Source organism: Microvirga sp. P4_G7 (assembly GCF_056401005.1).
This window is the reverse complement of sequence record NZ_JBFUKD010000026.1, coordinates 1-16559: the sequence shown is the minus strand read 5'-3', so window position 1 is coordinate 16559 and position 16559 is coordinate 1. Positions and strand designations below refer to the sequence as shown.

The following is a 16559-nucleotide window of genomic DNA, read 5'->3' as shown; positions in this document are numbered from 1 at the left end:
TGGTCGTCATTCGGTGTGATCATGAATGGACTCGCGGGAGCAAACGGGAACGGCTTTTCAGGATCCTTTCTCGCGTCGCTTCGCCCGACCGAGGTCCTGGCGATGTTGGCGGGAGCGCTCGTCATCTACGCACCTGCACTGAAGCTCATCGATGGGCGTCTCGCGCTGCTGGGCCTCCAGCTCAAGACGTGGACGGCCCTCGCACTCTGGATCGTTGCGCTCTGGGTGCTGCAAGGGCGCGCTGTTGTTCCATTCCTTTACTTTCAGTTCTAGCTCATGCTCCAGCGAGTCCGTCTCCTTTCCACTCTCGTCTTCCTGGTCGTCATGGGCGCCGGGCTGGTGTTTGTCATGAAAGGCGCAATCTCACCTTCAGGTCAGAAGCTCGCCGCGCAATGGCAATGGGGCGCCATATTCGATGGGCGCTTTACGGCAAAGATAGACAAGGCCGTGGTGTCTTGGATCCCATCGAGTGAGGCGCTGAATGGATTCGTTGACGGAGGGCTTTACGCCTTGACCGGAGATGCGGGCCCGCAGGTGCGCGCGGGGTGCCCCGGTTGGCTCTTTCTCGCGGAGGAGCTCGTCGAAGTTCCGGGGGCGCAAGATCACCTGCTCGAGCGTGCGCGCCTTGCTGCGGCGATCGCTGCCGACATGAAAACCCGCGGCATCGCTTTGATTGTGGTGCCGGTACCCGACAAGGCCGAGCTGGCGTCGGAGCAAGGATGCGGCCTCGCGGCAAGCGACCGACTTCACGAGCGGCCAGGACACTGGAAAGCCGCAAGCGCGGATCTCGCGCTCGAACAAGTCGACGTGGTTCCGAACTGGCCAAAGCCGGGTTATTGGAGAACCGACACTCACTGGGATCGCATCGGTGCGCAATTTGCGGCACGCCGCGTTGGAGAAGCTGTCGAGCGCACGCTTGGCTCTGGCGGTGACACCATCGTTCTGTCGMGCGCGCAGCGGCCGGTCGAGAGACCAGGCGATCTGATGCGCTTGGCCAATCTGGAGCGGACGGCGCATTTGTTCGGGCCCGCACCGGATACGGAAGTCCCCGAGACGGCCGGCATCGAGCGCACCGGGGGCCTTCTCGACGACGTGCCGTCGCCTTCGGTTCTTCTTGCGGGTTCATCCTATTCCTTGAACTCCGGTTTCATCGACTATCTGCAGGCGGAACTCTCCCGCGAAGTGATCCAGAAGAGCCTTGCGGGCGGGGGATTTGCCGGCGCTATGCTCGAACTTCTCAAGAGCGACAAAACGACGTTGAAGGATGTGAGGGCGATCGTGTGGGAGTGGCCGATCCGCGCCCTAGATCTACCTCTGACCGATGACGAGAAACGCTATTTGCGAGACCATTCATGACGCGAGTTTCACGCTTTTTCCGCCTGCCTGCAATTCGGAGATCGCTCCATTTGCTCGCCGCTGCCGCCATTCTCGTACCGACCGTACACGTCAGTTCGGCGCTCTCGCAAACGGCGGTGATCGAGGGGCGAGACAAGTGGCTCTTCCCCGGTTGGGAGAGCCACGACAAGGTCGATCATGCGGGCATTGCGCAATCGATTGCCCTGATCAAGGACGTCAAGAACGATCTCGCCGCGCGCAAGATAGAGCTTCTTCTCGTCGTGGCTCCCATGAAGGCGCCGTTCTATACTGATAAACTTCAGGAAACGCAGAAGCTCAGCGCGGAGGTGACGGCGCGCTATGCGGGTCTCACGGTTGCGCTCAAAGAAGCCGGACTTCAAAGTGTCGATGTGCCGTCGATTTTGAAGACGAACTTGAAGGACAAACAGAGCGCGTTCTTCCGCACCGACTACCATTGGACCGCATGGGCGGCGGAAGCAGCGGCGGCCGCAACCGCACGCGCGATCAAGGACAGCTGGAAACTCCGCGGCGAGCCGGGTGGCGGCACGGTTCTCGGCGAATGGTCGAACGAGCGGCGCTTCGGTGATCTCGCCGCGAATTTCATGACCGAGGAGCAGCAGAAAGCCGTCGGCCGTGAAGTCTTCACTGTTCGCCGCGCTGCCGCCAACGGCGGCAAGGGGCTGGTGGACGAGGATGCTGCCCTCATACATGTCGTAGGTAACAGTTTCGTCCAGCCGTATCTGGGCTTCCCGCAAGCGCTTTCGAACGCGCTCGATCGACCCGTCTCCCTGACGTGGAATCCCGGCAACGTGGGCCCGTGGTCCACTTTTCTGCAATATGTCGAGTCGAAGGACTTCAAGAGCAATCCGCCACAGGTGATCGTCTGGCAGTTCAACGAAGCGCAAATGCACCAAGGTCCCGATGCGAAGGGTCAGTGGGAGCCGAAATCGACGATGGCGGCGGATACTTGGCGCAGTCGCGTGCACGCGGCGATTGGACCATAGTTGTCGATGACGAAGAGATCTCGCCGGCTCGCGCTGATCCTCGCGTGCGCAGCTGCCGTCCTTGCTGCAATTGCCATTCTCTTCATGATGATCTGGCGCGGGCCATTGTCGTACCGGGTTGCTGGCACAGTCTGGCAATTGGACAACGCGACGGTTGATATCAAGGGCTCTTGGGAGCAGTTGGGGGCCGACGGGTTGCTGATCCAATGGACGGTCGTGGACGGCCTCTCCTTTGTGCCCGGGATCGGCCTGCCGACAGCGCTGCGATTGCCGGATTGGGATCGCATCGCGCGAGAACCGTGGGCGAGAGACGTCATCGTCGGGCTCGCGGGAAGGTTCGATGAGCGCGCTGCACGCACGCGGATGCGCGAATTGACCGAACTGTCTCTCGCGGTTTCGCGATGGAAGACTCCGCTGAATGTCGCGGGGTGGTACTTTCCGGTCGAAGTCGATCCGACCTGGAGCGAGGCGCCGTCCATGGCGCCTTTGCTGCGGGAGCTGCCGCGTCCGCTCTGGATCAGCGTATACGACAGCGCAAACATCGGGGCAAAGCCGCTCGCCGATTGGTTGGACACGTGGCTGCCGGCGGATGTGGGCGTGTTCTTTCAGGACGGCGTCGGGGTTCATGCGCGCGGGCCGGAGGTTGCACGCCAATACGCCGATGCTCTTGCGGATAAACTGGGCAAACACCGTTTGCGGGTGATCGCGGAGGCGTTCCGGCCGCAAGCCACCGGCTTTCGCGCGGCGAGTGCGGCGGAACTGCGCCCGCAAATCGCGGCCTATCACGGTTATCAGGTTTATCTTTTCGACGGCCCGCACTACGTGTCAGATAGGCTGATCGATGACTTGCAGGCGAAATGACACTCGCCTGCAAAGCATGTCAGATATCGAATGCGTCGATCGTTCGCATGACGCCGCGCAATTCTGCCAAGCCCTTCAGTCGTCCGATCCCCGAATAGCCGGGATTCACTTTCTTTCCCACATCGTCGAGGATCACGTGGCCGTGGTCCGGCCGCATGGGAATCTCCCAATCGCTGCGGCCTTCGGCTCGGCGTCGACGCTCTTCCCGCATCAATGCCGCGACGACCTGGATCATGTCCACGTCGCCGCCCAGGTGTTCGGATTCATGGAAAGAGCCGTCCGGTTCGCGCGTCACGTTGCGCAGATGTGCGAAATGAATCTGCGGCGCGAACGCGCTCGCCATAGCAACGAGATCGTTTGCGGCGCTGGCGCCGTAGGAGCCGGTACACAGGGTCAAGCCGTTGGCATGCGACGGTGTGCTGGCGAGTAAGGCGGCGGCATCTGATGCACGACAGACTACGCGAGGCAAACCGAAAATAGGAAATGGCGGGTCGTCCGGATGAATGGCCATCCGCACGCCCGCTTCTTCGGCCACCGGAATGATCTCCGCCAGGAAGGCGAAGAGATTGCTGCGAAAGTCTTCGACCGTCATCTCGGCATAGATCGCGAGCAGCCGGCGGAAGCTCTCGCGGTCATAGACGAACTCGCGGGCAGGAACCCATTCAATGAGATTGCGTTCGATCCGTGCCTTGTCGCTGTTGCTCATGACGGCGTGGCGCTTCCTCGCCGCATCGATGCGGTCCGGCGGATGATCGGCTTCGGCGCCTTCACGCTTCAACATGAACAGGTCATAGACACACAACTCGATCATATCGAATCTGAGCGCCGTGCCACCGTGGGGCATGGGGAATTCGAGGTCGGTGCGGGTCCAATCCGTGATCGCCATGAAGTTGTAACAGATCGTCTCGATGCCGGCTTCAGCGACAGCGCGGATCGAGGCCTTGTAGTTGTCTATGAGCTCTCGATAGCGACCAGTCCGCGTCTTGATGTCCTCATGGACGATGACACTCTCGACCACCGACCAGGTAAGCCCGGCGGCCTCGACTTCAGCCTTTCTCTTGAGAACCTCGTCCATCGGCCACGCGCGACCGTCGTTGAGATGATGCAGCGCCGTGACGACGCCGCTGGCGCCCGCTTGACGAACGTGGGCCAGTGTCACGGGGTCGTCTGGGCCGAACCAGCGCCAAGTCTGCTTCATCGTCTTCGTCCTGTCGTTCACGTCACTTTGGGAGCCAGCATGTTGCGCAACGGTGCCACAACGTTTCGAGATCGGCCAGATCTCCGGTCCTACTACGGATTCAATCGATCTCGGCAATGACCGGATTGGATAGGATTCCGATCGGCTCGATTTGAACCGAGATGCGGTCGCCGGGTTTCATCCACAGGGGAGGTTGGCGAGACACGCCGAGACCTTCCGGCGTCCCGGTCGAAATCACGTCGCCGGGCTGGAGGAGCATGATCTCGGACAAATAGGAAATGATCTTTGGAATCGAGTGGATCAGTTGGTCGAGACCGGAATGCTGCACCCTTTCGCCGTTCAGGGTCGTGGATAAGACGAGGCGGCTCGGGTCCGGCACCTCGTCAGCCGTCAGCATGAAAGGGCCCATCGCGCCCGACGCGCGAAAGTTCTTGCCGGCCGCCATGCTGCGAGCCTGATAGTCGCGAACGCTGCCATCGAGGAAGCAGGTATAACCGGCAATGTGGGACAGCGCGTCCTCCCGGCGGATATGCCTTCCTTCGCGACCGATAACGACAGCAAGCTCGCCCTCGAAATCATAAGAAGGAGAAACCTTCGGACGTTGCAACGGCTCGCCATGGCCGACGAGCGAATCTGGGAATCGAATGAAAAAGTCCGGCCATTCCTTCGGCTCGACAGGGGCGTGGCCGTGGTAGTTGTGTCCGATGCAAACAATCTTCTGTCCGTTGGGAACGGCCGGAAGGAAAGAGACGCCGTCAATGCTCGTGTCGCCGTCGCGCCGCGATGCGATTGCCGCGAGATCATCCAGACGGTCCTCGCGGATGGCATCCACCACGCAGTCGATTCCCGGAAGGAGGCCCGCGAGGGTGACGAGGCCGCCGGCGGTCTCGGCGCCGAAGGTGGGTTTTCCGTTCTTTACATAGCTGGCAAGCTTCATCGCAAACTCCAAAGTGGGTGTGGGCTGCCGAGAAGTCGCCGCAACGTCGCTGCGTCCTGTTGGAACCGGACGGGGTCATCGTCGGCGACGAATTCCAGCAGCGCGTAACGCGGACGCGAATAGCGGCTCGGCGGCATGGCCTGCACGACCTCGCGCCAATACGCTTCCTGATCCGCAAGCGGATAGCGATGGCAATCCGCATCCCACGCGAACACGTGAAGGTGGGATACATGCGTTCCCACGCGCCGGATCTCTGCAATTGCTTCGGCCAGCGCAACGCCGGGGCGCGGCTGCCAGTAGAGATAGGCGTTGTCATGCGCGACGTCCTCGATCAACCGCAACGCATCGTCTGTGCTGTCGGTGAGCGAATCTGGGTGATATTCCAGGGACAGCGCGAGGCCGATCTCGCTTGCCGCCTGCGCCATCTGGCGGATCGTCGCCGCGGCTTGTGTGCGTTCGTGGGCCGCATAATCGGCGGACGGGCGACCACGCGTTCCCGGCCAGATCCGAATGTTGTCCGACCCGATGGCGGCTGCGGTTTCACGAGCGCGCTCGAAATCAGCAAGGTTCGATTGCGGCGGATCGATGTAAGAGCCGTACGAGATCGGGAGCAGGTCGTGAGCCCTGGTCAGCCCGCCAACGCTGCGCGCCGTGTCGATGTCTCGCGGGAGCACATGGCGGTCGCCGCCCCACTCGATGCCTGAGAGTTGCGCATCCTGAGCCGCCGAGACGATCCATGCGGGATCCCGATGTCGAAACGTCACTGAGCAGAGACCGGGAAGGAAAGAGGTCACGCGCCGGTATTCCCGCGCTCAGCGCGATCGTGGGAGATCGACGGTGGCGCGCTCGATGAGCTGGACCGCCATGGAAACGCGGCGTGGGCTCGCATCGGGATTAGTGATCTTCTCCATCAGCATCGTGACGGCCTCGCGTCCCAGCTCTGCGCGATCGATCCTCATGGTCGTCAGAGGCGGGCGGCTATGCAGAGCAATCGTCATGTCGTCGAAGCCGATGACGGAGTAGTCTCCCGGAACTGACAATCCACGTGCTTCCAACGCCTGCAGAGCGCCGAGCGCGATCACATCGGTGCTGCAGAAAAAGGCCGTCGTTTCGCTCAGGCGTCCGCTCTTGAAGGCACGGTCGATCGCCACCCGCGTTTGGAAATCAGCCACTTTCTCCTTACCGAGATCGATGACGTGACGGTCGGGGTCGAACGCGATGCCGGCGCCTTCCAGCGCATCCCGGAATCCATCGAGACGCCGCCGCAGCGATAATCGCAAGGGGAGGGTGATGTAGACGATCTCGCGATGGCCCGCCTCGAGCAACCGGCGGGTCGCCAACCAGCCGGCAAAGCGGTTGTCGGGCGAAATGCTACTCAGGCGCATGATCGGATCGAGACCGTTGATGATGACCGCCGGAACGCCACTTGCGACGACTTCTTCAACGATTGCAGGCTGATCAAGCCCGAGAAGAAGAACCGATCGCGGTGACCCGTTGCGAAAGATCTCCGACACGTCCACGTCGGTGTTGGGTCCGTCCGACGGCAGCAGACGCACTTCCGTCGTGAGCGATTGCGTCTCGCATTCCTCGATGATGCCTTGAAGGATGTCTTCGTAGAACTGGCTGTCGGAGAAATAGCGGGACAGGGTGATGATCGTGACGCTGTCGATCGCGGGACGGTTGGAACGGCCGGCCCGGCCGAGATACCCGAGCTCGTCGGCGATGCTGGTCACACGGCGCCGGCTTTCATCGCTGACGCCGGGGCGGTTGTTGAGGACCTTGGAGACTGACGCAACGGAAACGCCGGCTGCGCGAGCGATATCGTGAAGAGTTGGCGTCGGTCTGTTGTCCATCGTTCTCAACCTGCCGCTCTGCGTCGAGGCGCGGAATGCAACGACCCCATTTGGAGAAATGGAGCCGGTCGTCGCTGCCCTTACCAGAAAAATTGCGTATGACCCAGGGACCGCATCAAGGCCTCCATGAAGTAGTAATCGCCATATGGAAGCATGGTGTCCGAAAACCCTGCCTTCACATGCGCGGCCCCGTGATTGAGGAGGCCGTGAGCATTGGGATTGGCGGTGAGATCGCATGTGGCGAGCAGGCCGTCGAGCAACCGATCACCGAAGGCGGTCCAGCGCGCGGCCTCGGCCCCTTCCGAGAGGCTGGCGATGATGTAGACGCCGGCGGCCATGATCGCGCCCGCGGAGCTATCGCGATAGGCGGGCGAACCGTCGTTGAGGCCGTAATCCCATACGGGGACCGAATCGCGGCCCATCAGATGCTCGGCTTTGGCGGCGAGCCTTCGGGCGATATCGAGTGCAGTGGAGTCGCCGGTGCTCAGCGCGCATTGCGCGTAGCCGTGGATCATCCAGGCCTGCCCGCGTGACCAGCAGGATTCGTCCGCAAAGCCCTGATGAGTTTCGCCACGCAGAGGAGCGCCGGAAACGGAATCGAAGACATAGGTGTGGTACGTCGTGTCGTCGTCGCGGACGAGGTGTTTCGCGGCCGTCGCGGCATGCCCGAGTGCGACGTCCCGGAAATCCACTTGTCCGGTCTCCCCATGCGCCCAGTGGAGAAGCGCCAGGTTCTGCATCGTGTCCGCGATCATTCGCCCAGCGACGAACTCTGCCCGCGCGCCGCCGTGCGTCGGTCGCGGGTTCCAGGCTTGCAGGTATTGTCCCTCGTGGCGGAAGCGAGCCAACAGTGCCTCTGCGGCGCGCAACGCGAGTTCACGCGATTCCCGATCGCTCGTCATGAGCCACTCGGCGACGCAGCTCAGGGAGAATTGGAAGCCCAGATCGTGGTCGCGTGCGTGGCGATGGCGAAGGATCTGCCGAAACGCGGGACGGCGTGCGCGCGCCGCGTTGAGAAAAATCGGATCCCCGGTGAGCTGGAGCGCCAGCCACAGCTGGCCGGATTGGAAGCTGATGACCCAATCGAAGGGACCGCAGTAATTCCACGTCAGATCGGGGCGGCMGATCTTCGGATTGCGCAGACCCATGATGGGTATCGTGGCTCTGAGCTTGGCAACGCACCGCTCCAGGGCTCTTTGATAGGCGTCAGTCGCCCGAACCGTTGCAGGGGCAGAGATCCCGCCAAAATACGAATCCTGTTCAGCTCTCATGTCGCGCTTTCGAAAATTTCTCTGATTTTCTAATTTAAACGAAACTTTCGTCAATACATAAATTTTCCATTGACATTTTCCGGGCCCGTCATCACGCTGCTCGACAATAAGAAGAAACCAAAAATGGGCCTTGCCTAGGGAGGGTTCATGGAAGCGCGTTATGCTCGCGAAGACAGTGCTTTTGTGGCGAATGCCCTTGTGGACGTCGTACGTCCCGGGGTGTGGGCACGGCTGCGCGACGCATTCGCGGCCTACAGCTTTCTGCTTCCCTGGCTCATCGGCTTTTTCGCGCTGACGCTCGGTCCGGCGCTGAGTTCGCTTTATCTGTCCTTCACCGACTACGACCTCGTCGACACGCCGTACTGGATCGGTATCGGCAATTACGCCCGCATTGCGAGCGACGACCCGCGGTTCTGGAAGGCGATGCAGGTGACCTTCACCTTCGTCGTCCTGGCGGTGCCGCTGAAGCTGGCCTTCGCCTTGGCGGTCGCCGTCGCGCTCAACAAGGGCTTGAAGGGCCTCACGATCTTTCGTGCGATCTTCTATCTGCCGTCCCTCCTAGGCGGCAGCGTCGCCATCGCGGTGCTGTGGCGCCGGATTTTCGCCGGTGACGGCTTGCTGAACAAATTGCTCGCCAGCCTGTTCGGCTTTGACGGGCCAAGCTGGATTTCGACACCGAGTACGGCGCTCTACACGATCGTCCTGCTCGCCATCTGGCAATTCGGCTCGCCGATGATCATTTTTCTCGCCGGTCTTCGCCAGATCCCGCAGGACATGTACGAAGCAGCCAGCATCGACGGTGCACACGCTCGCCGCCAGTTCTTCAAGATCACGCTGCCGCTGCTCACGCCCGTCATCTTCTTCAACGCCGTCATTCAGACGATCGATGCGTTCAAGGCGTTCACTTCTGCATTCGTCATCAGCAATGGCAGCGGCGGTCCGGTGGACAGCATGCTGTTCTATACGCTCTACCTCTACCAGGAAGCGTTTGTGAACTTCCGCATCGGCTACGCGTCGGCTCTAGCATGGGTGCTCGTGATCATCATCGCCGTGTTCACGGCGTTGTCGTTCCTCACTGCGCGCTTCTGGGTCCACTACGATGACTGAGATTGCTCGCCCAGCTGCAGCACCACCCTCCGTCGCGACACGCGGTCTCGTCTACGCCGGACTGATCGCGGTGAGCTTCATCATGCTCTATCCGTTGCTGTGGATGGTCTCCAGCTCATTCAAACCGGACAACGAGATCTTCACGTCGTCGTCGCTCATCCCCAACGCTTTCAGTCTGGATTCCTACCGCCGGGGCTGGAACGGGCTCAGTGTCAGTTTCGGGCGCTTTTTTCTCAATTCGCTGATGATCGCCATCTTGGCGGTCGTCGGCAATCTGATGTCCTGTTCGCTCGCTGCATACGCGTTCACGCGGCTGCGATTTGCAGGACGAAACTTCTGGTTCGCGCTCATGCTCGGGACATTGATGATGCCCCAGCATGCGGTGCTGATCCCGCAATATGTCCTCTTCCTCAATCTCGGATGGGTGAACACGATCCTGCCGTTGGTGGTGCCGAAGTTCCTGGCCATGGACGCGTTCTTCATCTTCCTCATGGTGCAGTTCTTCCGGGGCATTCCGCGAGAACTCGACGAGGCGGCGACGATGGATGGTTGCGGTCCGTGGAGAATCTATTTCAAGGTCATCCTACCGCTTTCGATGCCTGTGCTCGCGACCGCCGCGATCTTCTCGTTCATCTGGACATGGGACGATTTCTTCGCGCCCTTGATCTATCTCAACGACGCCAAGAGCTACACGGTGCAGCTCGGCCTGCGCACCTTCGTGGATTCGAGTGGTCAGTCGGACTGGAGCGCGCTCTTCGCCATGTCCACGCTCGCGGTTTTGCCCGTCTTCGTGTTGTTCCTGTTCTTCCAGCGCCTTCTGATCGAAGGCATCGCAACCACAGGGATGAAGCGATGAGATTTGCTTTGCCCTCAGTCATCGAGCGTCGTTCCCCATGACCAATCTCGTTCTCGATAAGATCGTCAAGCGGTTTGGGGCGGCCGAGGTGATCCGCGGTGTCGATCTCGATATCCGGAGCGGTGAGTTTGTCGTGTTCGTCGGGCCTTCCGGCTGCGGAAAGTCGACGCTCCTGCGCATGATTGCCGGTTTGGAGCCGATCTCGGAAGGCCAACTGACAATCGGCGGGCAGCGGATGAACGAGCGCGCGGCCGCCGATCGCGGCATCGCCATGGTCTTCCAGTCCTACGCGCTCTACCCGCACATGACGGTCTATAAGAACATGGCGTTCGGTCTCGAGACGGCCAGAATGCCGAGGGCGGAGATCGATCAGCGCGTTCGCAAGGCCGCGGAAATCCTTCAGATCACGCAGCTTCTCGATCGGAAGCCGAAAGCGCTTTCCGGCGGCCAGCGCCAGCGTGTGGCCATCGGTCGGGCGATCGTGCGCGAACCGGATATTTTTCTTTTCGACGAGCCACTGTCCAATCTCGATGCCGAGTTGCGGGTTCAGACGCGCGTCGAAATCGCCAAGCTGCATGCCGATATCGGCGCGACAATGATTTATGTAACGCACGATCAGGTCGAGGCGATGACGCTTGCCGACCGGATCGTGGTTCTGCGCGCCGGCCGTGTCGAGCAATATGGCCGTCCGCTGGAGATCTACAACAAGCCCGTCAATCGGTTCGTCGCCGGCTTCATCGGCTCGCCGAAAATGAACTTTCTCGATGTGATGGGCCTTGGGCAGCGCCCATCGGGCTTCGCGGTCGATCTGGCAGGCCAGGAGCTGGTGGCGACGCTTGCCACCAGCACTGCTGCGCCGATTGCCCCCGATACCCCGATGACGCTCGGCGCCCGGCCGGAGCATATTGTCATCAACAACACTGACGGCCTGCGTCTCGGCCGGGTCAAAACCGAGCATGTCGAGCATTTGGGCGGCCAGACGTTGATCTACGGTCGATTGTCCGATGGCCAGTCTCTGACGATCTCGTGTGACGGCCAGAAGGGGATGCAGGTCGGCGATCTCGTCGAGGCCTCGATCGATCCCTCACTTTGCCATCTTTTCGATGCCGATGGGCGAACGCTTACGCTCTGACCGCATGCGAAGAAACGCCGCTGACTAACAACCGGGAGGAAAAAAATGATCAGCAGACGTCACCTCATGCAACAGGCCCTGGCACTTGGCGCCGGAGCCCTTGCTTCTCAAATTCCCTTCATGCCGGCGCGAGCCGCAGAGGCCGCCTTGCGCCTTTACTGGTGGGGCTCACCCGATCGGTCCAAGCGGACCCTCGATGTCGCAAAATTGTTCGAGCAATCGCACCCCGGCATCACCGCCACCGGCGAAGCGGTCGGCGGCGATTACTGGACCAAGCTCGCGACCATGCTCGTCGGCCGCAACCTTCCCGATGTCGTGCAATTCGAGCCCACGACGTTGCCGGATTACTATCGACGCGGAGCGATGCTGCCGCTGGACAGCTATCTCGGCGGCACCATCAAGACCGACAAATTCGGTCCCGGCATTCTCGACCTTGCCAAAGTCGACGGAAAGGTCGCTGGCATCGCGCTCGGGGTGAACTCGTTCGCGATCATCTATGACGTCGAAGCGTTCGAAAAAGCTGGCATGAAGCCTCCGTCCTCGGCGATCACTTGGAAGGAATTCGCGGATCTCTCCGTCGAACTCACGAAGGCAATGGGGAAGGACAAAGTCTGGGCTTCACCCAATGCGTCGCGCTACAACTACATCTTCGATGCGTGGCTGCATCAACGCGGAAAGAGCCTGTTCACTGAGGCCGGTCAATTGGGCTTCACGGTCGACGACGCGAAGGAATGGTATGATTATTGGGACACCCTTCGCCAGCGCGGCGGATGTGTCGCTCCGGATGTCCAGTCCCTCGATCRGAGCCTCATCGACTCGAACCCATTGGCGCGCGGCAACAGCGCCATATCGTTTGCCTTCTCGAACCAGCTCATTGGCTATCAATCGGTTCTGAAACAAAAGCTCGGCATCACGAGTCTGCCCGTCACGACAGTGGGCGGACCGTCGGGCCTTTATTATCGACCTGCCTTGATCTGGTGCATTGGCAAGTCCAGCAAGAGTCCTGACGAAGCGGCCGCTTTCATCGATTTCTTCGTCAACAATCCGGAGGCTGGAAAGGTGCTCGGCGTGGAACGTGGCGTGCCGGTCAATCTCGACATCCGCGAATCCGTGTTGCCGCTGGTTGACGATGTCGCCCGGAAGACGATCGAGTACGTCAACGCGATCGCCAAGAACGTCGGACCGTATCCCCCACCGGTGCCGAAGGGTGCGACGGAATTCGATCAGATGGTCATGCGTCCTGTCGCCGACCAATTGTCTTTCGGGCAGCTGACGGTTGCGCAGGCGGCGGAGAAGCTCGTCTCCGAAGGAAAGCGCGTCGTTCGCGCCTAAGCCGGCAAGCGCGGCATTCGTGCCGCGCTTTTCCTTTTCCGACGCTGCGATGATGCGGCGATAAAGATTGCGTCATGTCCGTCTACGCTCCGCCCGCTCGCCTCTTCAATCCGTTCGCGGACAATCCCTGTCGGACGAGGGAGGATGTCGATCGGGCCCTGCAATCGCTCGTGCAACCTCTCGAAGCATTTCGCTCACCTGGCGGAGCCCGTGTGCGGCTCGATTCGGCGGCGGCTCATTTCGACCTTGCTGCGGCCGATTTCGAGGGCTTCGCCCGCCCTCTCTGGGGGCTGGCGCCGGCGGCGGCGGGCGGTGCGACCTGGATCGATTGGGCGCCGATCGCACGCGGGCTTGCCGCCGGCACCGATCCCACGCATCCAGAATACTGGGGACCCGCCGGTGACAAGGATCAGCGGCTGGTTGAGCTTGCCGCGATCGGGCTCACCCTGCGCCTTGTTCCGGAGCACGTCTGGGAGCCGTTGTCGGACACACAGAAACACAACGTGGCGGCATACCTCCTCGCCGCGCGACCCAAGGAATACGCCGACAACAATTGGAAGTTCTTCCGGCTGATGGTCGACATGGGTCTCAAACAGGTAGGTGTCGTCTTCGATCCCGAACCGGCCGATCTCTTCCGCGCCGAGATCGACGCCTTCTACCTTGGCGACGGTTGGTATCGCGACGGCGTGCCGCGCCACGTCGATCACTACATCCCGTTTGCATTTCATTTCTATGGCTTGATCCTGGCGACCCTCGACGACGATCCACGCAACGAGCGCTATCGTGAGCGCGCCCGAGCCTTCGCCAACGACATTTCCCGCTGGTATGCAGACGATGGCGCCGCGCTCGTTTTCGGCCGGTCCATGACGTATCGATTTGCGACCGGAGGCCTTTGGGGCGCACTCGCCTTCGCGAGTGAGGAAGCCTTGCCTTGGGGCGTCATCAAAGGCTATTACCTGCGCCTGCTGCGCTGGTGGGCACGACAGCCGATCACCGGGCGGGACGGCATCATGCCCGTCGGCTACACCTATCCCAATCTTCTGATGTCCGAGAACTACAACTCGGCGGGATCGCCCTATTGGGCATTGAAAGCCTTTCTGCCACTTGCGCTTCCGGCGAACCATCCCTTCTGGACCGCTGAGGAGGCGCCGTGTCCGGAGAGGCCGAAGCCGGCTGCGCTGCGCCATCCTGGAATGGTCGTCGCCAATCCGCCGGGAGACGCCATTGCGCTCTCATCCGGCCAGCAGAACCTGACGATGCGTTTCGGAGCCGAGAAATACGCCAAGTTCGTCTATTCGGCTCGTTACGGCTTCAGCGTCGAGAGCGACGATCGCCGCTTCTTCGATGCGGTTTTCGACGGCACCATCGGTTTCAGCGTCGACGGGCGTCACGGCCGCACGCGGGAGACAAATGAGAAGGCACTGATCGCCGACGGGACGCTCTATGCGCTCTGGCGTCCCTTTCCCGATGTCGAAGTCGAGACTTGGGTCTACTGGGCCGAACCTTATCACGTGCGGGTCCATCGTGTTCGCACACCACGCCCGCTCCACACGATAGAGGGTGGCTTCGCAGCCGCTCGTCAGGGCGACAGCGTTTCGCTGGTGGAGGACGGACCGGGGAGGGCGCTTGTCGAGACGGCGTCCGATCTCTCGGCGATTGTAGACCTGGGATCTTCGATCGTTCGCGAAGGGCGCTCACACCGGGCGCCGCCGAACACCAACCTCATCGCACCGAAGACGATTGTGCCGCAGTTGCTGGGGGAGCTACCCATTGGCGAAAGCCTGCTCGTATGCGCCGTGATCGCGCAAGGCGATCCGGTGGCAGTTCGCTCAGCGCTCGACAAAGCGCCGCTGGCGCCCGACGTCGCCGAACTTGCGCGTTTGATCGCCGAAAAAGGCATGCCGGTGACGGCCATGACCGGGGCGGCCGACCGTTAGAACGTCGGAGCGGGTTTGGCGCGGGGATCCGCGCCAAACCGGATGCCATTTCTGCCTGCGTCGATCTCTAGAGGAGGTTCACCTTGCCAGTCGCGAGATCGTAAACGCCGCCGACGATCTTRACTTTGCCATCCGCGACGAAGTTGGAAACGATCGGTTTGGCGGCCTTCAGCCGGGAAACGTTGTGGCGGACGTTGTCGGCAATCGCGGCCTCCAGCAGATTTCCGCTATCCGCTTTCTTGGCCTTCTCGACAGCGGGCTTGATGGCCGTGACAAGTCCGGGGAGGTGACCTGGAAGTTTGGCGTTGTCCTTCAAAACTTTGATCGTCGCATCGACGGCTCCGCAATTGGTGTGGCCGAGGACCATGACCAACGGTATCCCGAGGAACTTGATGCCGTATTCGAGACTCGCCAAGCCATCGTCGTTGACGAAATTGCCTGCCACGCGAACGACGAAGAGTTCGCCGGGACCCTCGTCGAAGGCCAGTTCGGGAGCCACACGGGAATCGGCGCAGCTGAGAATCGCGGCGAATGGATATTGCGCGGAAACGCGCGCAACGCGCCCTGCCGAAAAATCCTTGTTGGCCGGAGCATTGCCGACGTAGCGCCCGTTGCCTGCCATCAAACGTTTGAGGGCATCATCAGGGCTGATCGCGTTGGGAGGCGGCGCGGACGTAGCGCCCTGGGCGATAGCGGGTATCGCCAATGCCCCCCACCCGGCAGCAGCACCCGCCGCCAGAAGGGTCCGTCGCGTAAAATGAAGTCGACGATCATCACACATGGGATTTCCTGTGGTTTTTGTCCGGTTCAAGCGTTGCGCCCAAGCACCCGATTGGCCACCACGGCCAGCCGTTCGCGGGCAACTCCAATGCGAGATGATCCACGATGTGTATCTCGGCCCCTCGCACGATCATATATCGAATGGAAGCGACTTTGCCCAAAGTCCAAACTTTGCGGGGTTCGAGCATTCGCGCCCACCCGGCAGATTTCCGTAACAAACTTGTCAGCATCGGGAGCCAGGGGCGGGCGAGGCGGTTCCGATATTCGCCAGGGGCGTCCAGCCACTATCCGGGTTCGAGGGGCCTGCGTTACAAATGTTCCATGTCGACGCCCTAGCGGGTGAGAGTGTGGCCGCCCCCTGTGCGTGACTGGGTTGCAAGGCCGATATTTGCCATCAGGCATAGCCAATCCGGCCGATCTCTGTAAGAACCCCCAAGCGAAAGCATCTTTACCGGTTTAGTGGCGTTACTCTATTTCGTATATGAACGGTTGTGATTGGAGGGCTGCGTATGTTCCCAAAGAGCTTGATCGACGGTTACCGGGCTTTTCTCGGCGATCGTTTCCCGCGGGAGCGGGCCCGTTACGAATCCCTCGCGGCGGAGGGACAATCGCCGGAAGTCATGGTTATCGGGTGCTGCGACAGCCGGGTGTCTCCGGAGGTCATCTTCGACGCGAGCCCTGGAGATCTTTTCGTCGCCCGTAATGTCGGCAACTTGGTGCCACCCTTCGAGACCGGCGGTGACTATCATGGCACGTCCGCCGCGTTGGAATTTGCGGTTCAGGCACTGCGCGTGAAACACATCGTCATTCTCGGCCACGCGCGCTGCGGTGGCATTCGGGCTTTCGCCGACGACAAGGCGCCCCTGTCGCCGGGCGATTTCATTGGCCGCTGGATGAATCTGATCGCCCCGGCGGTTCAACATGCCGGTCCGCGC

At 61.2% G+C, this 16559-nt stretch carries 16 protein-coding genes; 10 read left to right on the top strand and 6 right to left on the bottom strand.

What is annotated here, in order from left to right:
* The 4 genes from AC1DT3_RS03235 to AC1DT3_RS03220 form a co-directional block, all read left to right on the top strand.
* Positions 1–273, top strand: a 273-nt coding sequence (locus AC1DT3_RS03235) for a hypothetical protein (protein ID WP_477463804.1), incomplete at its 5' end; no start/stop codon positions are given.
* Between the two features lie 3 nt (positions 274–276).
* Positions 277–1356 carry an alginate O-acetyltransferase AlgX-related protein gene (locus tag AC1DT3_RS03230; RefSeq protein ID WP_477463803.1) on the top strand — a complete coding sequence of 360 codons (1080 nt, stop codon included), beginning with the start codon at positions 277–279 and terminating at the stop codon, positions 1354–1356.
* Positions 1353–2360, top strand: a complete 1008-nt coding sequence (locus tag AC1DT3_RS03225; protein WP_477463802.1) for an alginate O-acetyltransferase AlgX-related protein — start codon at positions 1353–1355, stop codon at positions 2358–2360. Before AC1DT3_RS03230 ends, AC1DT3_RS03225 begins: the two co-directional genes overlap by 4 nt.
* A 6-nt stretch (positions 2361–2366) precedes the next feature.
* Positions 2367–3221, top strand: coding sequence for an alpha-amylase family protein (locus tag AC1DT3_RS03220; RefSeq protein ID WP_477463801.1), 855 nt, complete (start codon positions 2367–2369; stop codon positions 3219–3221).
* A 19-nt stretch (positions 3222–3240) separates the two neighbouring features.
* Here the strand turns inward: AC1DT3_RS03220 and uxuA are convergent, their stop codons facing one another.
* From uxuA to AC1DT3_RS03195, 5 genes are all read right to left on the bottom strand, one after another.
* Positions 3241–4419, bottom strand: a complete 1179-nt coding sequence (gene uxuA, locus AC1DT3_RS03215) for a mannonate dehydratase (RefSeq protein ID WP_477463800.1) — start codon at positions 4417–4419, stop codon at positions 3241–3243.
* A gap of 100 nt (positions 4420–4519) precedes the next feature.
* Positions 4520–5356, bottom strand: a complete 837-nt coding sequence (locus AC1DT3_RS03210; protein ID WP_477463799.1) for a fumarylacetoacetate hydrolase family protein — start codon at positions 5354–5356, stop codon at positions 4520–4522.
* On the bottom strand, positions 5353–6150 hold the full coding sequence (locus AC1DT3_RS03205) for a sugar phosphate isomerase/epimerase family protein (RefSeq protein WP_477463798.1): 798 nt from the start codon (positions 6148–6150) through the stop codon (positions 5353–5355). The genes AC1DT3_RS03210 and AC1DT3_RS03205 overlap by 4 nt, the downstream gene beginning before the upstream one ends.
* An 18-nt stretch (positions 6151–6168) precedes the next feature.
* Complete coding sequence (locus AC1DT3_RS03200) at positions 6169–7209, bottom strand: LacI family DNA-binding transcriptional regulator (RefSeq protein ID WP_477463797.1); 1041 nt, start codon at positions 7207–7209, stop codon at positions 6169–6171.
* 80 nt (positions 7210–7289) lie between these two features.
* Positions 7290–8357: a hypothetical protein gene (locus tag AC1DT3_RS03195; RefSeq protein ID WP_477463796.1), complete on the bottom strand. Its 1068-nt coding sequence runs from the start codon at positions 8355–8357 to the stop codon at positions 7290–7292.
* Between the two features lie 270 nt (positions 8358–8627).
* Between AC1DT3_RS03195 and AC1DT3_RS03190 the strand changes: the two genes are divergently transcribed.
* From AC1DT3_RS03190 to AC1DT3_RS03170, 5 genes are all read left to right on the top strand, one after another.
* A complete protein-coding gene (locus tag AC1DT3_RS03190; RefSeq protein WP_477463795.1) occupies positions 8628–9587 on the top strand; it encodes a carbohydrate ABC transporter permease in 960 nt (319 codons plus the stop codon).
* Positions 9580–10443, top strand: a complete 864-nt coding sequence (locus AC1DT3_RS03185) for a carbohydrate ABC transporter permease (RefSeq protein WP_477463794.1) — start codon at positions 9580–9582, stop codon at positions 10441–10443. Before AC1DT3_RS03190 ends, AC1DT3_RS03185 begins: the two co-directional genes overlap by 8 nt.
* Before the next feature lie 37 nt (positions 10444–10480).
* Entirely contained in the window at positions 10481–11575 is a 1095-nt protein-coding gene (locus AC1DT3_RS03180; protein WP_477463793.1) for an ABC transporter ATP-binding protein, read from the top strand.
* 45 nt (positions 11576–11620) lie between these two features.
* Positions 11621–12907, top strand: coding sequence for an ABC transporter substrate-binding protein (locus AC1DT3_RS03175; RefSeq protein WP_477463792.1), 1287 nt, complete (start codon positions 11621–11623; stop codon positions 12905–12907).
* Positions 12908–12981: 74 nt separating this feature from the next.
* A complete protein-coding gene (locus tag AC1DT3_RS03170) occupies positions 12982–14844 on the top strand; it encodes a DUF2264 domain-containing protein (RefSeq protein WP_477463791.1) in 1863 nt (620 codons plus the stop codon).
* 67 nt (positions 14845–14911) lie between these two features.
* On the opposite strand, the gene AC1DT3_RS03165 is transcribed toward AC1DT3_RS03170, so the two are convergent.
* Entirely contained in the window at positions 14912–15625 is a 714-nt protein-coding gene (locus tag AC1DT3_RS03165; RefSeq protein WP_477463790.1) for a carbonic anhydrase, read from the bottom strand.
* 508 nt (positions 15626–16133) lie between these two features.
* Between AC1DT3_RS03165 and AC1DT3_RS03160 the strand changes: the two genes are divergently transcribed.
* Positions 16134–16559: carbonic anhydrase (locus tag AC1DT3_RS03160; RefSeq protein ID WP_477463789.1), on the top strand; the 426-nt coding region annotated here is incomplete at its 3' end.